Origin of the sequence: Serratia sp. 2C06, assembly GCF_050037615.1 — a bacterium.
GTDB classification, from domain to species: domain Bacteria; phylum Pseudomonadota; class Gammaproteobacteria; order Enterobacterales; family Enterobacteriaceae; genus Serratia; species Serratia ureilytica.
Map to the genome: position 1 here is coordinate 2,139,356 of NZ_CP188299.1, position 19,865 is coordinate 2,159,220.

The window sequence follows — 19,865 nt, forward strand, 5'->3', positions numbered from 1 at the left end:
GTTTAAAACTATGGGTCATTTTCATGCAACAACAGTCACCCACCACTGTCCCCGACAATAAGCTGAAACGCGGCCTCAGCACGCGTCATATCCGCTTTATGGCGTTGGGGTCGGCCATCGGCACCGGCTTGTTCTACGGCTCGGCGGACGCCATCAAAATGGCCGGCCCGAGCGTGCTGCTGGCTTACCTGATCGGCGGCATCGTGGCCTTCATCATCATGCGCGCACTGGGGGAGATGTCGGTCAACAACCCGCAGGCCAGCTCGTTTTCCCGCTACGCGCAGGACTACCTCGGCCCGATGGCGGGTTACATCACCGGCTGGACCTACTGCTTTGAGATCCTGATCGTCGCCATCGCCGACGTGACCGCCTTCGGCATTTATATGGGGGTCTGGTTCCCGGAAGTGCCGCATTGGATCTGGGTGCTGAGCGTGGTGCTGATCATCGGCGCCATCAACCTGATGAGCGTCAAGGTATTCGGCGAGCTGGAGTTCTGGTTCTCGTTCTTCAAGGTCGCCACCATCATCATCATGATCGCGGCCGGCATCGGCATCATCATCTGGGGCATCGGCAACGGCGGGCAACCGACCGGCATTCATAACCTGTGGTCGAACGGCGGCTTCTTCAGCAACGGCTTTATCGGCATGATCCTGTCGCTGCAGCTGGTGATGTTCGCTTACGGCGGCATTGAAATCATCGGCATCACCGCCGGCGAAGCCAAGGATCCGAAAAAATCGATTCCGAAAGCCATCAACTCGGTGCCGTGGCGCATTCTGGTGTTCTACGTCGGCACGCTGTTCGTCATCATGTCTATCTACCCGTGGAATCAGGTGGGCACCAACGGCAGCCCGTTCGTGCTGACCTTCCAGCATATGGGCATCACCGTGGCGGCGGGCATTCTCAACTTCGTGGTGATTACCGCGTCGCTGTCGGCGATCAACAGCGACGTGTTCGGCGTCGGCCGCATGCTGCACGGCATGGCTGAGCAGGGCCACGCGCCGAAAATGTTCAGCAAGGTGTCGAAGCGCGGCATTCCCTGGGTGACGGTGGTGGTGATGATGCTGGCGCTGCTGCTGGCGGTATACCTCAACTACATCATGCCGGAGAGCGTGTTCCTGGTGATCGCGTCCCTGGCGACTTTCGCCACCGTGTGGGTGTGGATCATGATCCTGTTCTCGCAAATCGCCTTCCGCCGCAGCCTGAGCAAAGAGCAGGTGAAGCAGCTGGCGTTCCCGCTGCGCGGCGGGGTGTTTACCTCGGTGCTGGCGATCGTGTTCCTGGTGTTCATCATCGGCCTGATCGGCTACTTCCCGACCACGCGCGTCTCGCTGTACGCCGGCCTGGTCTGGGTGGTGTTGCTGTTGGCGGGGTACTGGTTCAAGGTCAACCGCCAGAAAAAACGCGCGCTGCTGGCGACGCAGCAAGACTAAATGGAAAAACACCGGCTGAGGCCGGTGTTTTTTTAGGGGCAGGCGTCAAGCGAAGTCCAGCTTGCGCAGTTTGGAAACGTCGATGGACTGCCTGGCCTGCCACAGATCGTAAGCATCTTGCATTCCCATCCAGACCTGTTCGGAACTGCCTATTACGATGGACAGGCGGATGGCCATTTCCGGCGAGATATCGGATTTTCCGCTGATCAGGCGTTGAACCGTAGACGGCGCGACGTCCAATGCTTTGGCCAGCGCGCGCGCGCTGAGATTCAGCGTTTCCATGGTTTCTTTGATCAACTCGCCAGGATGAGGAGGATTATGCATGCGGTTCATTAGTGATAGTCCTCATAATTCACGATATAAACATCACCCTCGACCAGTTCAAACGTGATGCGCCAGTTACCGGTCACGGTGACGGACCATTGCCCATTGCGAGCGCCCGTTAGCGGATGCAAGAAGAAGCCGGGCAGATCTACGTCATCAATCACTTTCGCTAAATCCAGCACGCTCAGCCGCAGCGCGATTTTTTTTCGCCTGTTTGGCGTCGATACCTGCTGTTGAACCGGTTTCGAAAAACTTTTTGAGTCCCTTATGCTTGAAGCTTCTTATCATCCTGATGGCTCCATGAGTGTTGCGCTATACGCATCATAGTAGGGTGTTGCGTATCACGCAACAAATTGGGGCGTTTTTTAACCCACTATGTCTGGCGTTTGTCTTCCGCTTCCTCATCCCCGGCGGCGCGCGCTTCGATGCGTATGCCGCCGTCGTTCAGGCGATCCTCCTCTTCCTCGCCGGCGCAGCGCGCCAGCACTTCGCGAATGTCCTGCAGGTTGCTGCTGAGGGCGCTCAGCGAAGGTTGCAGATTGCGGGGCATGTGGCTTTCATCCAGCAAAGCGTTGTGCAGGCAGCCGATAAACAGCAGGGTGGCCATCAGGGTAAACAGCCGATGACGTATCCGTTTCAGCAAGGGCTTTCCCTCTCGGTGGTGAAGGTGAGGGCGCATTAACGCCGTTTTCGCCGGGGAAAAGAAGGGGATGGAGATATCTGCTGGCAATTGAAAGCGAATAATTACCAGCAGACACAGTTACGTCAGCCGACGTCAGGAAGCGTTCGCGCTTTGTCGCAGCATGCCGCGCATGTCGTTGCCGGTCGGCGTCTGATGCACGCGCAGGCCGAACTCGTCGATCACCGCCAGGATATGGTCGAAAATATCCGCCTGAATGCTTTCGTACTCCGCCCAGACCGTGGTGTTGGTGAAGGCGTAGATTTCCAGCGGCAGGCCTTCCGGCGTCGGCGCCAGCTGGCGCACCATCAGCGTCATGTTCTGGTGAATGCGCGGGTGAGCACGCAGATAGGCTTCCAGATAGGCGCGCAGCGTGCCGAGGTTGGTCAGGCGGCGGCCGTTGAGCGGCGAGGCCAGATCGACGGCGATCTCCTGGTTATGCTGGCTCAGCTCCTGGGTCTTGACGTTCAGGTAGCTGTGCAGCAGCGGGTTGCGCTGCAGGCGGCGCTGTTCCTCTTCCGACAGGAAGTGCACGCTGCCGGTGTCGATATTCAGGCTGCGTTTGATGCGACGCCCGCCGGATTCCGACATCGAACGCCAGTTTTTGAACGAGTCGGAGATCAGCGCGTAGGTCGGTATGGTGGTGACGGTGTTGTCCCAGTTACGCACTTTGACCGTGGTCAGGCCGATGTCAGTGACCGCGCCGTCGGCGCCGTATTTCGGCATTTCCAGCCAGTCGCCGATCTTCAGCATGTCGTTGGCGGAGAGCTGAATGCCGGCCACCAGCCCGAGGATCGGATCCTTGAACACCAACATCAAGACCGCCGTCATGGCGCCCAGGCCGCTGAGCAGCAACAGCGGCGATTTGCCCATCAGCAGCGAGACGATCATGATGCCGATCAGGATCGCCGCCACCAGTTTCAGGCCCTGGAAAATGCCGCGCAGCGGCAGCTGATTGGAGATCGGACTTTGGCGCAGCAGCGCCAGCAGCGTATCCAGCAACGAGAACAGCGACAGCAGGGTGAAGGCGAGGATCCACACCTGCGCGGCGGTAACGATCACCGCCTGGGTGTGGCTGCCGCTCTGCAGCCACAGCGTCGCCTGGATGCTGATGATCACCCCTTGCAGCAGCAGCGCCACGCGCTGGAACAGTTTGTATTGGGTGATGGCCTGTTGCCAGACGCGCTGCGATTGCTGGCCTCGGCGCTGAAGGGCAGCCAACACTACCCGGTGCAGCACCAGGTGGATCACCACCGAGATCAGAACAATCAACCCCAATACCATCAACAGCGACATCACTCCGCCGAATTCCAACCCAAATTGTTCCAGCCAGCGCGTTATCTGTTGTTGCATTACCGCTCCTTAAAAAATGCGCAAAAAATATCCTGTATGCTCAAAACGCGTTAGCCTAAGGGGTAACGTGCAGGATTTGTGCCTGTTTACCTTTTTTTACATCGAGTTAGCGTTATTTTTCGGTCTCCGCCCCCCGGCTCATCCCTGGGTTTTGCGGTCAGAGAGGAGGGGGAGTTGCACTTAACGTGGCATTGTTCGCTTCTTGAAGAATGCCGTCGATTTCGTTTGGTACAGCAGGAGAACAGTATGCTTAACGCCTGGCATCAACCGGTTCCGCCTTTTGTGGTGAAGCAAGGGCAACGTTTGGATATCACGCTGTGGTTACAAGGGGATGAGCTGCCGGAACGGGTGTTTTTGCGCGCCGAACCGGACAACGAAGAGTGGCTGTTGGTGATGAAAGCGCAGCGCCACGAGGGGATGCGGCGCTACCAGGCCAGCCTGACGCTGAATGAGGGCGAGCCGACGCGGCGTTACTGCTTCAAGCTGCTGTGGGCCGATCGCCAGCAGTGGTTCGGCCCGCAGGGCTGGTCGCCAACGCCGCCGGGCCAGCTGGCGCAGTTTGCCGTCGACGAGCCCGACAACGGCCCCGAATGGGTGGCGGATCAGCTGTTCTACCAGATTTTCCCCGATCGCTTCGCCAGCAGCGGCGGCGAGCACGGCATCCAAAGCGGCAGTTACCGCCATCACGCGGCCGGTGCCGAGGTAATTCGGCGCGACTGGCAGCATCCGCTGGAGGATAGCCACGCCGCCTCGACCTTTTACGGCGGCGATCTGGACGGCATCTGCGCCAAACTGCCGTATTTGCAGCAGCTGGGCGTGACGGCGCTGTATCTGAACCCGATTTTTACCGCGCCGAGCGTGCATAAGTACGATACCGAGGACTATTACCAGGTCGATCCGCACTTCGGCGGCAACGCGGCGCTGCAGCGTTTGCGAGTGAGCACTCACAAGGTGGGCATGAAACTGGTGTTGGACGGGGTCTTCAACCACACCGGCGACTCGCATCCGTGGTTCGACCGCCATCGCCAAGGGCAAAACGGCGCCTGCCACCATCCCGATTCGCCGTATCGCGGCTGGTTCAACTTCTACCCGGACGGCCGCGCGCTCGACTGGAAGGGTAACGCCAGCCTGCCGAAGCTCAACTTCGCCGAGCCGCAGGTGGCGGAAGCGATCTATCGCGGGGAAGGCAGCGTGGTGCGTCACTGGCTGCGCCCGCCGTACAGCATCGACGGTTGGCGGCTGGACGTGGTGCATATGCTGGGGGAGAACGGCGGCGCTGCCGGCAACCTGCGTCACCTGGCGGGCATCTATCAGGCGGTGAAGCAGGAGAATCCTCAGGCCTACGTAGTGGGCGAGCACTTTGGCGACGCGCGCCGCTGGCTGCACGCCGGCGTGGAGGATGCGGCGATGAACTACATGGGGTTCGCGCTGCCGGTGCGGGCGTTTTTGGCGGGGCTGGACGTGGCCTATCACCCGGTGCGGCTGGACGCCGCCGGGTGCGCGCAGTGGATGGACGGCTACCGCGCCGGGTTGCCGCACGGCCGCCAGCTGATCCAGTTCAACCAGCTGGACAGTCACGATACCGCGCGTTTCCTCACGCTGTTGCAGGGGAACGCGGCGCGCATGCAGATGGCGGCGGTGTGGTTGCTGAGCTGGATCGGCGTGCCTTGCCTCTATTATGGCGATGAGATTGGGTTGGACGGCGGCAACGATCCGTTCTGCCGCAAGCCGTTCCCGTGGGACGTCGGCGACTGGGATCGGCCGCTGCTGGCGCTGTTCCAGCGCATGGCCGCGCTGCGTAAACAGAGCCTGGCGCTGCGTCGCGGCGGCTGTCAGGTGCTGTACGCCAGCGGAGAAACGCTGGTGTTCGTGCGCCTGTATCAGCAGGAGCAGGTGCTGGTGGCGCTGCAGCGCGACGGCAGTGGCCAGGCGCAGCTGCCGCACAACCCGCTGTTGGCCCGCGGCCCGTGGCGGCGTGTGGAAGGGCGGGGAGAGTTGAGCGAAACGGCCGGCGGGCTGCGCCTGCAGCTGGCGGAAGAATCGGCCACCGTGTGGCGCTGTGAAGGCTAAGGGAACTGCGGGGGCCGAAGGGCCCCCGCGATTAAGGTGAGTGGGCGTTTACATCAGTAACCGACCGCGGAGCCTGCCGGGCGACGCACGTCGTTGGCGCCGTACAGGTAACCTTCGCGCACTTTGCCGGAAACCGCCGAATCGTTGCCGGAGTTGGCCGGGCTGACGCCCGCCGCGCCCGGCAAACCGACCAGAATCAGTTCGGCGGCGCCCCACGGCGTTTGTTCGACCATCTTATAGCCCATGCCGCTCAGCAGTTTTAGCGTATCGGCGGAAACGCCGCGCTGTTCGTAGTACACCTCATCCGGCAGCCATTGGTGATGGATGCGCGGCGCGTCCACCGCTTCCTGCGGCGCCATGCCGTGGTCGATCACGTTCAACGCGGTCTGCAGGGTGATGGTGATGATGCGCGAACCGCCAGGCGAGCCCAGCACCATAAAGATCTTGTTGTCCTTGGTCACCAGCGTCGGGCTCATTGACGATAGTGGGCGCTTACCGGGGGCAATGCTGTTGGCGGTGCCCTGCACCAGCCCGTACAGGTTTTTCTCGCCCACTTTGACCGTAAAATCGTCCATCTCGTCGTTGAGGAAGAAGCCGGTGCCCGGTGCGATCACCACGGCGCCGAAGCGGCCGTTGACGGTATAGGTGGTGGAGACCGCGTTGCCGTCATGGTCGACGATCGAATAGTGGGTGGTTTCCGGCTTCTCATGCGGTTCCATACCGGGCTGCACGTTTTCCGACGGCGTGGCCTTGTCCGCGACGATTTTCTTGCGGATCTGCTCGGCGTAGCTCTTGCTCACCAGCCGGTCGATCGGGTTCTTGATGAATTCCGGGTCGCCGAGGTAGGTGTTGCGGTCCATGTAGGCATGGCGCATCGCCTCGGTCATGGTGTGAATGGCCGCCGCCGAGTTGAAGCCCATGCTTTTCAGGTCATAGCCTTCCACCACGTTGAGGATTTCGCACAGCGTCACGCCGCCGGAGCTGGGAGGCGGCGCCGACACGAACTTGTAGCCGCGATAGCTGCAGGTGATCGGTGGGGTTTCGGTGACTTTATAGTTGGCGAAGTCGGCCGCCGTCAAAATGCCGCCGCCCTGTTTGGCCGCCGCCTCTACCGCCTGCGGGATCTTGCCTTTGTAGAAGGCGTCGGTCCCCCCTTTGGCGATGGCTTCCAGCGTATTGGCCAGATCGGTTTGCACCAGTTTGTCCCCCGGCTGCAGCGGGCTGCCGTCCGGGCGCAGGAAGATTTTGGCCGACTCGGGATCCTGTTTGAAGCGTGCAACGGTGGTGTCGAGAATATCGGTGTCGGCGCGGGTCAGCACAAAGCCTTCGCGCGCCAGCCTGATCGCCGGCGCCAGCACCTGTTCGCGGCTCAGCTTGCCGTACTTCTCACGCGCGGTTTCCATTCCCAGCACGGTGCCCGGTACGCCGGCCGCCAGATAGCCGTACAGGCTGGCGTCTTTCTTCACCTTGCCGTCGGCGTCCAGATACATGTTGGCGCTGGCCGCCGCCGGCGCAGTTTCACGGAAGTTGATGAAGGTGTCGGTGCCGTCCGCCAGGTGGACGGTCATAAAGCCGCCGCCGCCGATGTTGCCGCAGCAAGGGTTAACCACCGCCTGCGCATAGCCCACCGCCACGGCGGCATCGATGGCGTTGCCGCCCATCTTCAGGATATCCACGCCGACCTGCGAGGCCAGGTGTTGCGAGGTGACCACCATGCCGTTTTTGGCTTCCACCGCCGGGTTGGATGCCGCATACAGGCTGCCGCTGACCAGCAGCGCCGCCATGGTCAGGGGTTTGCTCCATTTCTGTAAAAACATAGTTATTCCTACCCTGTCAGTTTTTTATTGTGTTGTGTTTGCTTGCCGCTGTTCACTTGCAAAGCGCGAGCCAGCGTTATTGATAGTAGCCGCAGATGGGCGTGCGCGCGGCGAGCAGGGTAGGAAATGTGAGCGGAAACAGGGAAATAAAGCACTGAAGGTGGGCGGTCTGCCCCATAAAGGGGCATAAAAAAACCGGCCGCGTGGGCCGGTTGATTCACTATCAGGCTGAAATTACAGCTTGGCAGCGTTTTCAGACAGGTATTTTGCAACGCCGTCTGGGGAAGCGCCCATACCTGCTTTGCCTTTTTCCCACTGAGCCGGGCACACTTCACCGTGCTCTTCGTGGAATTGCAGCGCGTCGACGGTACGGATCATTTCGTCGATGTTACGGCCGATTGGCAGGTCGTTAACAACCTGAGCACGCACGATGCCGTCTTTGTCGATCAGGAAAGAGCCGCGCAGCGCAACGCCGGCTTCCGGGTGTTCGATGCCGTAAGCTTTCTGGATTTCACGCTTAACGTCAGCAACCATTGCGTATTTCACTTCACCGATGCCGCCTTTGTCGACAGGGGTTTTACGCCATGCGTTGTGAACGAATTCTGAGTCGAAGGAAACGCCAACCACTTCAACGCCACGCTTCTGGAACTCTTCATAGCGGTGATCGAAAGCGATCAGCTCGGAAGGGCATACGAAGGTGAAGTCCATTGGCCAGAAGAACAGTACGGCCGGTTTGCCGTTCAGGTGCTTCTTCAGGTTGAAGTTTTCAACGATTTCGCCGCTACCCAGTACGGCAGCTGCAGTGAAGTCAGGGGCTTGACGAGTTACCAGGACCATAATTACTCCTGTAATAGGTGTTAAAGGGTGGATGTAAAAACAAGGGCCAGTATAGGGGCCGCGACTTGGTGAATAAAGGGTAAAAGACCAATCGATGAGATAGCTTTCACCTATCAAAGTCGTTGATATAATTTAGCGAGCTTTAAAAATAACCTTTTCCCACAAAAGGGCAAGCGGCAAAACGTAAATTCTTGCAAGGCGTTGAAATTTCAATGACTTGGGCTTGACCTCAGAGCGCTTTGTCCTTCGCCTGTCGCATCATTTGCGGGTAAAACTGCCAGAACTGTGTTTCAAGCTGATGATAATGTTGCTCGACGTCGGCGAACGAGCCGGCCAGCGCATCGAGGCGCGGGCGGCGGCTGGCCATGCCCTGCAGCACCCGGGCGATGAACGGCAATTCGGCGTAGCGCTCCAGCCAGCGTTCCGGCCACAGGTAGCCGTTCAGGTTCTGAAAGCGCGGCGGCGTGAGCGGCAGAAAAGGTTCGATCTGGCTGCGGGCTTCCTGGGTAAACTGGTGCAGGTCGCGTGAAGGCTCCAACTGCTGCCAGTGGCGCGCCAGAAAATGGTCCCACACCACGTCGAGGGTGATCGGCGCCACGCGGCGGTAGGGGGCGCTGAAATAGTCGCGGCTGGCTTTGACCTGCGGCAGGCTGTCGGTCAGCACGTCGACGCGGCGGTGCATCATGATGCCGGCCACCACGTCGGGCTGGTAGTCGGCGGCGGGGTTGCCGCGCACGAAATCGGCCAGCAGGTTGCCCAGCAGCGAGCTGTCCGCCAGCATGGCCAGGTGAAGATGAGCGAGAAAATTCATCCCTCAACTATACCCGAAGTCAGGCAAATCCTCCTTATTTCTTGCCGCTGACCGCCCCCGGCTTTAGACTAGGCCGCCTGTTTTTTACCAACCAGCCCTAAATTGAAGAAGTGAATACCCATGCGCGTCGCTGATTTTTCGTTTGAACTTCCCGAATCCCTGATTGCCCACTATCCCCAGGCCGAACGCAGCGCATGCCGCCTGCTGCAGCTGGACGGGCCGAGCGGGGCATTGACGCACGGCGTATTCACCGATCTGCTGGATAAGCTGGAAGCCGGCGACCTGCTGGTGTTCAACAATACCCGCGTGATCCCGGCGCGCATGTTCGGCCGCAAGGTCAGCGGCGGCAAGATTGAAGTGCTGGTGGAGCGCGTGCTGGACGACCATCGCGTGCTGGCGCACGTGCGCGCGTCGAAAGCGCCGAAGCCGGGCGCCGAGCTGCTGTTGGGGGATGACGAGAGCATCGCCGCCACCATGGTAGCGCGCCACGAGACGCTGTTCGAGCTGCGCTTCAACGACGAACGCGACGTGTTCACTATCCTCAACGCCGCCGGCCACATGCCGCTGCCGCCTTATATCGCCCGCCCGGATGAAGACGCCGACCGCGAGCTGTATCAGACGGTCTACAGCGAGAAACCCGGCGCGGTCGCCGCGCCGACCGCCGGCCTGCACTTCGACGAACCGCTGCTGGCGGCGCTGCGCGCCAAGGGCGTGGAAATGGCGTTCGTGACGCTGCATGTCGGCGCCGGCACCTTCCAGCCGGTGCGCGTGGAAACCATCGAAGATCACGTGATGCACGCCGAATACGCCGAAGTGCCGCAGAACGTGGTCGATGCGGTGCTGGCCTGCAAGGCGCGCGGCAAACGCGTCGTGGCGGTGGGCACTACCTCGGTGCGCTCGCTGGAAAGCGCCGCGGCGGCCAGCAAAGAGGCGCTGATTGCGCCGTTCTTCGGTGATACCAGCATTTTTATCTATCCGGGCTATCACTATCAGGTGATCGACGCGCTGGTGACCAATTTCCACCTGCCGGAATCGACCCTGATCATGCTGGTGTCGGCCTTCGCCGGTTATAAAAATACCATGAACGCCTATCAGCAGGCGGTGGCCGAGCAGTATCGCTTTTTCAGCTACGGTGATGCGATGTTCATCAGCCGTAACCCGCAGGCGGAAAACGAGTCCGTCGGCGGTTAATTTCCCGGGCTGCGCCCACGGCGCGGCCCCGTTTCAACGACATCAGACTGTTTCTCTGATGCTGGAGGCTTTGTGAAGTACGAACTACAAACTACCGATGGCCGCGCACGCCGCGGCCGCCTGATTTTCGACCGCGGCGTAGTGGAAACCCCGGCCTTTATGCCGGTCGGTACCTACGGCACGGTCAAGGGCATGACGCCGGAAGAAGTGAAAGAGACCGGCGCGCAGATCCTGCTGGGCAACACCTTCCACCTGTGGCTGCGCCCTGGCCAGGAGATCATGAAGCTGCACGGCGATCTGCACGATTTCATGCAGTGGCCGGGCCCGATCCTCACCGACTCCGGCGGTTTCCAGGTGTTCAGCCTGGGGGCGATGCGCAAGATCAAAGAGGAAGGCGTGTACTTCCGCAACCCGATCAACGGCGACAAGGTGTTCCTGAGCCCGGAAAAATCGATGGAAATCCAGTATGACCTGGGTTCCGACATCGTGATGATCTTCGATGAATGTACGCCGTACCCGGCCGACTGGGACTACGCCAAGCGTTCGATGGAAATGTCGCTGCGTTGGGCGCAGCGCAGCCGCCAGCGTTTCGACGAGCTGGAAAATAAAAATGCGCTGTTCGGCATCATTCAGGGCGGCGTTTACGAAGATTTACGTGATGTTTCAGTAAAAGGGCTGGTGGATATCGGCTTTGATGGGTACGCTGTGGGCGGCTTGGCTGTAGGCGAGCCGAAAGAGGATATGCATCGCATTCTTGAACACGTTTGCCCGCAAATTCCGGAAGATAAGCCACGCTATTTGATGGGCGTCGGCAAGCCGGAAGATTTGGTGGAAGGCGTGCGCCGCGGCATCGACATGTTCGACTGCGTCATGCCGACCCGCAACGCCCGCAACGGCCATTTGTTCGTGACTGACGGTGTGGTAAAAATCCGTAATGCCAAGCACAAGGATGATACTTCTCCGCTGGATAAAGACTGTGATTGCTACACGTGTCGCCATTACAGCCGCGCCTACTTGCACCATCTCGACCGTTGCAACGAAATATTGGGTGCTCGACTGAACACAATTCATAACCTGCGTCACTACCAGCGCCTGATGGCGGGTTTACGCCAGGCTATCGAAGAGGGTAAATTAGAGCAGTTTGTTGCGGATTTCTATGGTCGGATCGGCAAGCCGATTCCGCCTTTAAACGCTTGATCTAATAATTGATAACTTAATGAGGGAATTTCAATGAGCTTTTTCATTTCTGACGCCGTCGCATCCGCAGGGGCTCCGGCTCAGGGAAGCCCGTACTCTCTGATCATTATGCTGGTGGTGTTCGGCCTGATCTTCTACTTCATGATCCTGCGCCCACAGCAGAAGCGCGCGAAAGATCACAAGAAGCTGATGGACTCCATCGGTAAGGGCGACGAAGTGCTGACCACCGGCGGCCTGATCGGTCGCGTGACCAAAGTGGCCGACACCGGCATCATCGCCATCGCGCTGAACGACACCACGGAAGTGATGATCAAGCGTGACTTCGTGGCGGCCGTTCTGCCGAAAGGTACCATGAAGGCCCTGTAATCTTTTTTCCCGAAGGGAATTGCCGTGCTAAACCGTTATCCTTTGTGGAAGTATCTGATGTTGATCGTCGTGATCCTCGTCGGTCTGCTTTATGCGCTTCCCAACATCTACGGTGAGGATCCGGCCGTACAAATCACTGGCGCGCGCGGCGTCGCCGCCAGTGAAACTACGCTGGACCAGGTCCGTACCGTATTAGAAAAAGACAACATCGCGAGCAAGTCGATTGCGCTGGAAAATGGCGCCATCCTGGCTCGCTTTAAAGATCCTGACGTTCAGCTGCGCGCCCGCGAAGCGCTGGTGACCGAGCTGGGTGACAAATTCGTCGTGGCGCTGAACCTGGCGCCGGCTACGCCGACCTGGCTGGCCATGCTGGGCGCAGAGCCGATGAAACTCGGTCTGGACCTGCGCGGCGGCGTGCACTTCCTGATGGAAGTGGACATGGACACCGCGTTGAGCAAGCTGCAGGAACAGACCATGGATACCCTGCGCAGCGAGCTGCGCGAGAAGGGCATTCCTTACGCGTCTATCCGCAAGCTGGACAACAACGGCGTGGAAGTTCGCTTCCGCGACGATGCGGCCCGTGACCAGGCCATCAGCTATATCGGCCCGCGTCAGCGCGATCTGGTGCTGTCCGCCAATGGCGCCAACACCATGAAAGCCAGCCTGACGGACGCCCGTCTGAGCGAAGCGCGCGAATACGCCGTACAGCAGAACATCACTATCCTGCGTAACCGCGTCAACCAGCTCGGCGTCGCCGAACCGCTGGTGCAGCGCCAGGGATCCGACCGCATCGTGGTTGAGTTGCCGGGCATTCAGGACACCGCACGCGCCAAAGAAATTCTGGGCGCCACCGCGACGCTGGAATTCCGTCTGGTGAACACCAATGCGGACGCCACTGCGGCGGCCAACGGCCGCGTGCCGGGCGATTCCGAGGTGAAATACACCCGCGACGGCCAGCCGATCGTGCTGTACAAGCGCGTGATCCTGACCGGTGACCACATCACCGACTCCACCTCGAGCACCGACGAATACAACCAGCCGCAGGTTAACATCTCGCTGGACAGCGCCGGCGGCACGTCGATGTCCAACTTCACCAAGGACAACATCGGCAAACCGATGGCGACCCTGTTCGTGGAGTACAAGGACAGCGGCAAGAAAGACGCCAACGGCCGTGCGGTGCTGGTGAAACAGGAAGAAGTGATCAACGTAGCGAACATTCAGTCGCGTCTGGGCAACAGCTTCCGCATCACCGGCATCGGCAACCCGAACGAAGCGCGTCAGCTTTCGCTGCTGCTGCGTGCGGGTGCGCTGATTGCGCCGATTCAGATCGTTGAAGAGCGCACCATCGGTCCAACCCTGGGTCAGCAGAACATCACCCAAGGTCTGGAAGCCTGTCTGTGGGGCCTGGTGGCGTCCATCGTGTTCATGGTGGTCTGGTACCGTAAGTTCGGCGTGATCGCCACCACGGCGCTGGTCGCTAACCTGGTGTTGATCGTCGGCGTGATGTCCCTGTTGCCGGGGGCGACGCTGACCATGCCGGGCATTGCCGGGATCGTGTTGACGCTGGCGGTGGCGGTCGACGCCAACGTGCTGATTAACGAACGTATCAAGGAAGAGCTGAAGAACGGCAGGTCCGTTCAGCAGGCGATCCATGAGGGCTATAAAGGCGCGTTCTCCAGTATCGTCGACGCCAACATCACCACCCTGATCACCGCGGTCATCCTGTACGCAGTCGGCACCGGTTCGATCAAGGGCTTTGCGATCACTACCGCTATCGGTGTGGCGACGTCCATGTTCACCGCGATTGTCGGTACCCGTGCCATCGTCAACCTGCTTTACGGCGGCAAACGCATTAACAAGCTGTCTATCTGAGGAGTGCGTTGTGGCACAGGATTATACTGTTGAGCAACTCAACTACGGCCGTAAAGTCTACGACTTTATGCGCTGGGACTACGTGGCTTTCGGCATCTCGTTGGTGCTGTTGGTCGCGTCGATCGCCACCATGTCGGTGCGCGGCTTTAACTGGGGTCTGGATTTCACCGGCGGTACGGTGATTGAAATCAACCTGGAGAAGCCGGCTAACCTCGACCTGATGCGCGACACGCTGGAGAAGGCCGGGTTCCAGGATCCGATCATCCAGAACTTCGGCAGCAGCCGCGACGTGATGGTGCGCATGCCACCGGCGACCGGCACCGCAGGCCAGGAACTGGGCAATAAGGTGATCGGCGTGATCAACGACTCGGTGGATAAAAACGCCACCGTGAAGCGCATTGAGTTCGTCGGCCCGAGCGTGGGCAGCGAGCTGGCGCAAACCGGCGGCATGGCGCTGCTGGTGGCGTTGATCTGTATCCTGATCTACGTCGGCTTCCGCTTCGAATGGCGCCTGGCGCTGGGGGCGGTTATCGCGCTGGCGCACGACGTGATCATCACGCTGGGCGTGCTGTCGCTGTTCCACATCGAGATTGACCTGACCATCGTCGCGTCCCTGATGTCGGTTATCGGTTACTCGCTGAACGACAGCATCGTGGTCTCCGACCGTATTCGTGAGAACTTCCGCAAGATCCGCCGCGGCACGCCTTACGAGATCATGAACGTGTCGTTGACCCAGACGCTGAGCCGTACGCTGATGACTTCCGGGACCACCCTGATGGTGGTGCTGATGCTGTACATCTTCGGTGGCGCGATGCTGCAAGGCTTCTCGCTGGCGATGCTGATCGGCGTGTCGATCGGTACCGTTTCCTCTATCTACGTCGCGTCCGCGCTGGCGTTGAAGCTGGGGATGAAACGCGAACACATGCTGCAGCAAAAAGTGGAAAAAGAGGGCGCGGATCAGCCTTCGATTCTGCCTTAACCGCCGCAGTATTCAGCGAAATGAGAAGGAGCGCCTATCGGCGCTCCTTTTTTTTGCCTCGGATTTCAGTGTTGCTGCACCACCGCCGGCTGGGCGGTGGCTACCAGGCTGTGCAGACGGATATAGCCCAGCTGTTCCGGCGTCAGGCCGCTGAAGCGCAGCTCGAAGTCCTGCCCGGGTTTCGGCAGCAGCGAGTCGGCGCTGGCGATCGGTTGCGACAGCGCCTCGGCGGTCAGCGGCCGGCCGGTGGCCGCGTCCAGTTGGCCCCATTCCACCACCGCTTTAAACGGCGGCAGCGTGGCCTGTGAGAGGATGCGCACATGCAGCTGCGCCTGGGCACCGTTGGCTTCGCTCTTGATGTGGCTCAGCGAAACGCTCAGTTCGCCGATGCCGCTTTGCAAACGGGCGGCGCTCCGCGCCGCCGGCAGCAGGTAGACGCCGTTGTCGGAGTGCTGATTGAGCTGGTTTTGCCGCTCCAGCGCGGTGGCCTGATCGGTCAATACGCTCACTTTTTGGTTAAGTGCGGCGACCTGATGGCGCAGCTGAGGCACGGCGGCGTTGTGCGCGCAGCCAGTGAGCAACACGGCGGCGGCGAGCAGGGCGGTTTTGGGATAACGGGTTGTCATGACGGCGATTTCCTATGCTGAATCTCCTGCTATCAAGCTTAGCCCGCATGGCGGTGAAAGTCATATCGGCGCCGCCTGCCCGCCGCTTATCGCAACAAATGGCCGACGCCCTTTGTTGTGGCTTCACTTCGGGTTAAACTGCATTTATCTATAAAAAACGTTTATCAGGACGTGTTATGCATTGCCCTTTCTGCGCCGCCGTTGATACCAAAGTCATTGATTCCCGCCTGGTGGGGGACGGTTCGCAAGTACGCCGTCGTCGCCAGTGTCTGGTATGCAATGAACGCTTCACCACCTTCGAGGTGGCCGAGCTGGTGATGCCGCGAGTGATTAAAAGCGATGAGGTGCGCGAGCCGTTCAACGAAGACAAACTGCGTCGCGGCATGCTGAAAGCGCTGGAAAAGCGCCCGGTCAGCTCGGACGACGTGGAAAACGCCCTTAACCATATCAAATCCCAACTGCGCGCCACCGGCGAACGCGAAGTGCCGACCAAGTTAGTCGGCAATCTGGTGATGGACGCGCTGAAAAAGCTGGATAAGGTCGCCTACATTCGCTTCGCGTCGGTGTACCGCAGCTTCGAAGACGTGCGCGAGTTCGGCGAAGAGATTGCCCGCCTGCAAGACTAAAGGATCTTTCATGCATCACGACGAATTTTACATGGCGCGCGCCTTCGAGCTGGCGCGGCTGGGGCGTTTCACCACCGCGCCCAATCCGAACGTCGGCTGCGTTATCGTGCGCGACGGCGAAATTGTCGGTGAAGGCTATCATCTGCGCGCCGGCGAGCCGCACGCGGAAGTGCACGCGCTGCGCATGGCGGGCGACAAGGCGCGCGGCGCCACCGCCTATGTGACGCTCGAGCCGTGCAGCCATCACGGCCGCACGCCTCCCTGCGCCGATGCGCTGGTGGCCGCCGGCGTGACGCGGGTGGTCGCGGCGATGCAAGATCCCAATCCTCAGGTGGCGGGGCGCGGCTTGTACAAGCTGCAGCAAGCCGGCGTCGAAGTACGTCATGGCCTGATGTTGGCCGAGGCCGAAGCGGTCAACCTGGGCTTCCTCAAACGCATGCGCACCGGTTTTCCCTATGTGCAACTGAAGCTGGGCGCGTCGCTGGACGGCCGCACGGCGATGGCCTCCGGCGAAAGCCAGTGGATCACCTCACCCGAAGCGCGTCAGGACGTGCAGCGGCTGCGTGCGCAGAGCGCCGCCATTCTCAGCACCAGCGCCACCGTGCTGGCGGACGATCCGTCGCTGACGGTGCGTTGGGATGAGCTGGATGCCGAGACCCAGCGCCTCTATCCGCGCGAAAATCTGCGTCAGCCGCTGCGTATCCTGCTCGACAGCCAAAATCGCATCACCCCACAGCATCGCGTGGTGCAGCAACCGGGCGCTACCTGGCTGGCGCGGCTGCAGGCGGATGAACAGGCTTGGCCGCAAGACGTTGAGCAGTTTATCTGCCCGGCGCACGGCGGCGGCGTCGATCTGGTGGTGATGATGATGCTGTTGGCCAAGCGCCAGGTGAATTCAATCTGGGTGGAGGCGGGGGCGACGCTGGCCGGCGCGCTGCTGCAGGCTGGCCTGGTGGATGAGCTCATTTTGTACATCGCGCCAAAACTGTTGGGCGATAATGGCCGCGGCCTGTGTCATTTGCCGGGCCTTGAGCGTCTGGCCGACGCACCGGAATTCGTCTTTAGCGACGTGCGCCAGGTTGGCCCCGATCTGCGTTTGCGCCTGCGGGCGAAACACTGAATCTCGCGCCCGCGCGCCGGTTTTACAAAAGCGCCGCGCAGGCGATGAAAGAATATGATAGAATCCGCCCCCCTGCGGGGTATTGAACCCATTTTTAAGGAAAGCCCATGAAAGTTATCGAAGGTGTTGTTGCTACTCCAAATGCCCGTGTGGCGATCGCAATTGCACGTTTTAACAATTTCATCAACGACAGCCTGCTGGAAGGCGCCATCGACGCGCTGAAACGCATTGGTCAGGTTGCTGACGACAACATCACCGTTGTCTGGGTCCCGGGCGCTTACGAGCTGCCGCTGACGGCGAGCGTATTGGCCAAAACCGGCAAATACGACGCGGTTATCGCGCTGGGCACCGTTATCCGTGGGGGCACCGCGCACTTCGAATATGTGGCGGGCGAAGCCAGCTCCGGCATCGGCAACGTTGCGATGAATGCCGAAATCCCGGTTGCCTTTGGCGTGCTGACTACCGAAAGCATCGAACAAGCGATCGAACGCGCCGGCACCAAAGCGGGCAACAAGGGCGCTGAAGCCGCGTTGACCGCACTTGAAATGATTAATGTTATCAAAGCTATTAAAGCCTGAATTTAGTTAAGGGGAATTCCGTGAAACCTGCTGCTCGTCGCCGCGCTCGTGAGTGCGCTGTTCAAGCGCTTTACTCTTGGCAGTTGTCTAAAAACGACCTTGCCGATGTTGAACACCAGTTCCTGACGGAGCAGGATGTCAAAGATGTTGACGTCGCCTATTTTCGCGAGTTGCTGTCCGGCGCGGCAGTGAATGCAGGTATGCTGGACGAACTGATGGCGCCTTACCTGTCGCGTCAGCTCGAAGAGCTGGGCCAGGTGGAACGCGCGGTGCTGCGCGTCGCGCTGTTTGAACTGAAAATGCGCGAGGATGTCCCTTACAAGGTGGCGATCAACGAAGCGATCGAGCTGGCGAAAACCTTCGGCGCGGAAGACAGCCACAAGTTTGTGAACGGGGTGCTGGATAAAGTGGCGCCAACCCTTCGCAAGAAAAAGTAAAAACATTAAGGCCGGCATTCCCGGCCTTAATTTCTTCTAGTGGAATATCGATATGGCATGCGGCGAATTTGACCTCATTGCCCGCTATTTTGACCGGTTTAAGCGCGTGCGCCGGGATGTACAGTTGGGCATTGGAGATGACTGCGCACTGCTGGCAGTGCCGGAAAAACAGCTGGTGGCCGTCAGTACCGATACGTTGGTCGCGGGCATTCACTTCCTGCCGGACATCGATCCGGCCGATCTCGGGTATAAAGCGCTGGCGGTCAATCTGAGCGATCTGGCGGCGATGGGCGCCGATCCGGCGTGGCTCTCGCTGGCCCTGACGCTGCCGGAGGTGAACGAACCCTGGCTGAAGGCGTTCAGCGACAGCCTGTTCGATCAACTCAATTATTACGGCATGCAGCTGATCGGCGGCGATACCACGCGCGGCCCGCTGAGCATGACCTTGACCATTCAGGGGCTGATCCCGGCCGGCCGGGCGTTGAGCCGCAGCGGCGCGCGCATCGGCGACTGGATCTATGTGACCGGCACGCTGGGCGACAGCGCCGCCGGTTTGGCGATCCTGCAGGATCGCCTGGCGGTGACGGATAGCGCGGCGCGCGATTATCTGGTCGCTCGCCATCTGCGTCCGCAGCCGCGGGTGCTGCAGGGGCAGGCGCTGCGCGATCTGGCCAGCTCGGCAATCGATCTTTCCGACGGCCTGATTTCCGATCTGAAGCACATCCTGAAGGCCAGCGACTGCGGCGCGCGCATCGTGCTGGACGAGCTGCCGATGTCGCAGGCGCTGAGCAGCCATGCCGATGCCGAACAGGCGCTGCGTTGGGCGCTGGCGGGCGGCGAAGACTACGAGCTGTGCTTCACGGTGCCGGAGATCAACCGCGGCGCGCTGGACGTGGCGCTGAGCCACCTCGGGGCCGATTACACCTGTATCGGCCAGATTGGCCCGCTGTCTGAAGGCATTCGCTATTACCGCAACGACGAGGCGGTGGTGCTGGACTGGGCCGGGTTCGATCATTTCAACGCGGAGCCGGGCACCCATGGATGAAGCCAAGCGTCGGCTGCGGATGAGCAATCCGTGGCACCTGCTGGCCACCGGTTTCGGCAGCGGTTTGTCACCGGTGATGCCGGGCACCATGGGATCGCTGGCGGCGATCCCGTTCTGGCTGCTGCTGATCCAACTGCCGTGGCAGCTCTACTCGCTGACGGTGATGTTCAGCATTTGCATCGGCGTCTATATTTGCCACCGCACGGCAAAAGACATGAAGGTGCACGATCACGGCAGCATCGTCTGGGATGAGTTCGTCGGCATGTGGATCACGCTGATGGCGCTGCCGGTCAACGATTGGCGCTGGGTCGCCGCCGGTTTCGTCATCTTCCGCATTCTGGATATGTGGAAGCCGTGGCCGATCCGCTGGTTCGACCGCAACGTGCATGGCGGCATGGGCATCATGGTCGACGATATCATCGCCGGCGTGCTGTCTGCGGGCATCATCTACCTGATTGGGCACCACTGGCCGATCGGGCTGTTCTGACAGCCGGGCGCGGTTCTTCG

The 19,865-nt window shown here is 60.3% G+C and carries 20 protein-coding genes and 1 pseudogene; 13 read left to right on the forward strand and 8 right to left on the reverse strand.

Translation table 11 applies throughout. The features are described 5' to 3' along the window. Positions 1-23: 23 nt before the first annotated feature. Positions 24-1,430: a proline-specific permease ProY gene (gene proY, locus ACP3TA_RS10570; protein WP_033644203.1), complete on the forward strand. Its 1,407-nt coding sequence runs from the start codon at positions 24-26 to the stop codon at positions 1,428-1,430. A gap of 45 nt (positions 1,431-1,475) precedes the next feature. On the opposite strand, the gene ACP3TA_RS10575 is transcribed toward proY, so the two are convergent. The 4 genes and pseudogenes from ACP3TA_RS10575 to ACP3TA_RS10590 form a co-directional block, all read right to left on the reverse strand. Continuing rightward, positions 1,476-1,763 carry a HigA family addiction module antitoxin gene (locus ACP3TA_RS10575; protein ID WP_025160069.1) on the reverse strand — a complete coding sequence of 96 codons (288 nt, stop codon included), beginning with the start codon at positions 1,761-1,763 and terminating at the stop codon, positions 1,476-1,478. Then, positions 1,763-2,042 (reverse strand): annotated as a pseudogene (locus ACP3TA_RS10580) (type II toxin-antitoxin system RelE/ParE family toxin). The gene ACP3TA_RS10575 and the pseudogene ACP3TA_RS10580 overlap by 1 nt, the downstream one beginning before the upstream one ends. Positions 2,043-2,127: 85 nt before the next feature. Then, on the reverse strand, positions 2,128-2,397 hold the full coding sequence (locus tag ACP3TA_RS10585; RefSeq protein ID WP_046688349.1) for a hypothetical protein: 270 nt from the start codon (positions 2,395-2,397) through the stop codon (positions 2,128-2,130). A gap of 132 nt (positions 2,398-2,529) precedes the next feature. After that, on the reverse strand, positions 2,530-3,786 hold the full coding sequence (locus tag ACP3TA_RS10590) for a mechanosensitive ion channel family protein (RefSeq protein WP_046688350.1): 1,257 nt from the start codon (positions 3,784-3,786) through the stop codon (positions 2,530-2,532). A gap of 246 nt (positions 3,787-4,032) precedes the next feature. Here ACP3TA_RS10590 and malZ point away from each other — a divergent pair, with 246 nt between their 5' ends. Then, the gene (malZ, locus tag ACP3TA_RS10595) at positions 4,033-5,856 is read left to right on the forward strand and encodes a maltodextrin glucosidase (RefSeq protein WP_046688351.1); all 1,824 of its coding nucleotides are present in this window, start codon (positions 4,033-4,035) and stop codon (positions 5,854-5,856) included. A 53-nt stretch (positions 5,857-5,909) separates the two neighbouring features. Here malZ and ggt read toward each other — a convergent pair whose 3' ends face one another. The 3 genes from ggt to ACP3TA_RS10610 form a co-directional block, all read right to left on the reverse strand. Beyond that, positions 5,910-7,673: a gamma-glutamyltransferase gene (gene ggt / locus ACP3TA_RS10600; protein ID WP_033637292.1), complete on the reverse strand. Its 1,764-nt coding sequence runs from the start codon at positions 7,671-7,673 to the stop codon at positions 5,910-5,912. A gap of 234 nt (positions 7,674-7,907) precedes the next feature. Further along, positions 7,908-8,510 carry a peroxiredoxin C gene (locus ACP3TA_RS10605; RefSeq protein WP_004940403.1) on the reverse strand — a complete coding sequence of 201 codons (603 nt, stop codon included), beginning with the start codon at positions 8,508-8,510 and terminating at the stop codon, positions 7,908-7,910. A 229-nt stretch (positions 8,511-8,739) separates the two neighbouring features. Then, a complete protein-coding gene (locus ACP3TA_RS10610; protein WP_046688353.1) occupies positions 8,740-9,321 on the reverse strand; it encodes an ACP phosphodiesterase in 582 nt (193 codons plus the stop codon). 120 nt (positions 9,322-9,441) lie between these two features. Here ACP3TA_RS10610 and queA point away from each other — a divergent pair, with 120 nt between their 5' ends. The 5 genes from queA to secF all read left to right on the forward strand — a co-directional run bounded on the left by queA (position 9,442) and on the right by secF (position 14,926). Continuing rightward, positions 9,442-10,512, forward strand: coding sequence for a tRNA preQ1(34) S-adenosylmethionine ribosyltransferase-isomerase QueA (gene queA, locus ACP3TA_RS10615; RefSeq protein ID WP_060659875.1), 1,071 nt, complete (start codon positions 9,442-9,444; stop codon positions 10,510-10,512). Between the two features lie 72 nt (positions 10,513-10,584). Next, positions 10,585-11,709: a tRNA guanosine(34) transglycosylase Tgt gene (tgt, locus tag ACP3TA_RS10620; RefSeq protein WP_016928877.1), complete on the forward strand. Its 1,125-nt coding sequence runs from the start codon at positions 10,585-10,587 to the stop codon at positions 11,707-11,709. 33 nt (positions 11,710-11,742) lie between these two features. Then, positions 11,743-12,075 carry a preprotein translocase subunit YajC gene (yajC, locus tag ACP3TA_RS10625; RefSeq protein ID WP_004940391.1) on the forward strand — a complete coding sequence of 111 codons (333 nt, stop codon included), beginning with the start codon at positions 11,743-11,745 and terminating at the stop codon, positions 12,073-12,075. 24 nt (positions 12,076-12,099) lie between these two features. After that, positions 12,100-13,947, forward strand: a complete 1,848-nt coding sequence (gene secD, locus ACP3TA_RS10630) for a protein translocase subunit SecD (RefSeq protein ID WP_071845087.1) — start codon at positions 12,100-12,102, stop codon at positions 13,945-13,947. Positions 13,948-13,957: 10 nt separating this feature from the next. Then, positions 13,958-14,926, forward strand: coding sequence for a protein translocase subunit SecF (gene secF / locus ACP3TA_RS10635; protein WP_019454209.1), 969 nt, complete (start codon positions 13,958-13,960; stop codon positions 14,924-14,926). Positions 14,927-14,991: 65 nt separating this feature from the next. On the opposite strand, the gene ACP3TA_RS10640 is transcribed toward secF, so the two are convergent. Continuing rightward, positions 14,992-15,552: a DUF3251 domain-containing protein gene (locus ACP3TA_RS10640; RefSeq protein WP_046688354.1), complete on the reverse strand. Its 561-nt coding sequence runs from the start codon at positions 15,550-15,552 to the stop codon at positions 14,992-14,994. A gap of 176 nt (positions 15,553-15,728) precedes the next feature. On the opposite strand from ACP3TA_RS10640, the gene nrdR reads away from it, so the two are divergent. The 6 genes from nrdR (at position 15,729) to pgpA (ending at position 19,845) form a co-directional block, all read left to right on the forward strand. Continuing rightward, complete coding sequence (nrdR, locus tag ACP3TA_RS10645) at positions 15,729-16,178, forward strand: transcriptional regulator NrdR (RefSeq protein WP_004940387.1); 450 nt, start codon at positions 15,729-15,731, stop codon at positions 16,176-16,178. Positions 16,179-16,188: 10 nt separating this feature from the next. Beyond that, on the forward strand, positions 16,189-17,298 hold the full coding sequence (gene ribD, locus ACP3TA_RS10650) for a bifunctional diaminohydroxyphosphoribosylaminopyrimidine deaminase/5-amino-6-(5-phosphoribosylamino)uracil reductase RibD (protein WP_033642057.1): 1,110 nt from the start codon (positions 16,189-16,191) through the stop codon (positions 17,296-17,298). Positions 17,299-17,405: 107 nt separating this feature from the next. After that, positions 17,406-17,876 carry a 6,7-dimethyl-8-ribityllumazine synthase gene (gene ribH, locus ACP3TA_RS10655; protein ID WP_004940385.1) on the forward strand — a complete coding sequence of 157 codons (471 nt, stop codon included), beginning with the start codon at positions 17,406-17,408 and terminating at the stop codon, positions 17,874-17,876. 20 nt (positions 17,877-17,896) lie between these two features. Then, positions 17,897-18,313, forward strand: coding sequence for a transcription antitermination factor NusB (gene nusB, locus ACP3TA_RS10660; RefSeq protein ID WP_004940384.1), 417 nt, complete (start codon positions 17,897-17,899; stop codon positions 18,311-18,313). Between the two features lie 52 nt (positions 18,314-18,365). After that, the gene (gene thiL, locus ACP3TA_RS10665; RefSeq protein ID WP_033642058.1) at positions 18,366-19,358 is read left to right on the forward strand and encodes a thiamine-phosphate kinase; all 993 of its coding nucleotides are present in this window, start codon (positions 18,366-18,368) and stop codon (positions 19,356-19,358) included. Further along, positions 19,351-19,845: a phosphatidylglycerophosphatase A gene (pgpA, locus tag ACP3TA_RS10670; protein WP_033634010.1), complete on the forward strand. Its 495-nt coding sequence runs from the start codon at positions 19,351-19,353 to the stop codon at positions 19,843-19,845. The genes thiL and pgpA overlap by 8 nt, the downstream gene beginning before the upstream one ends. Positions 19,846-19,865: the final 20 nt, after the last annotated feature.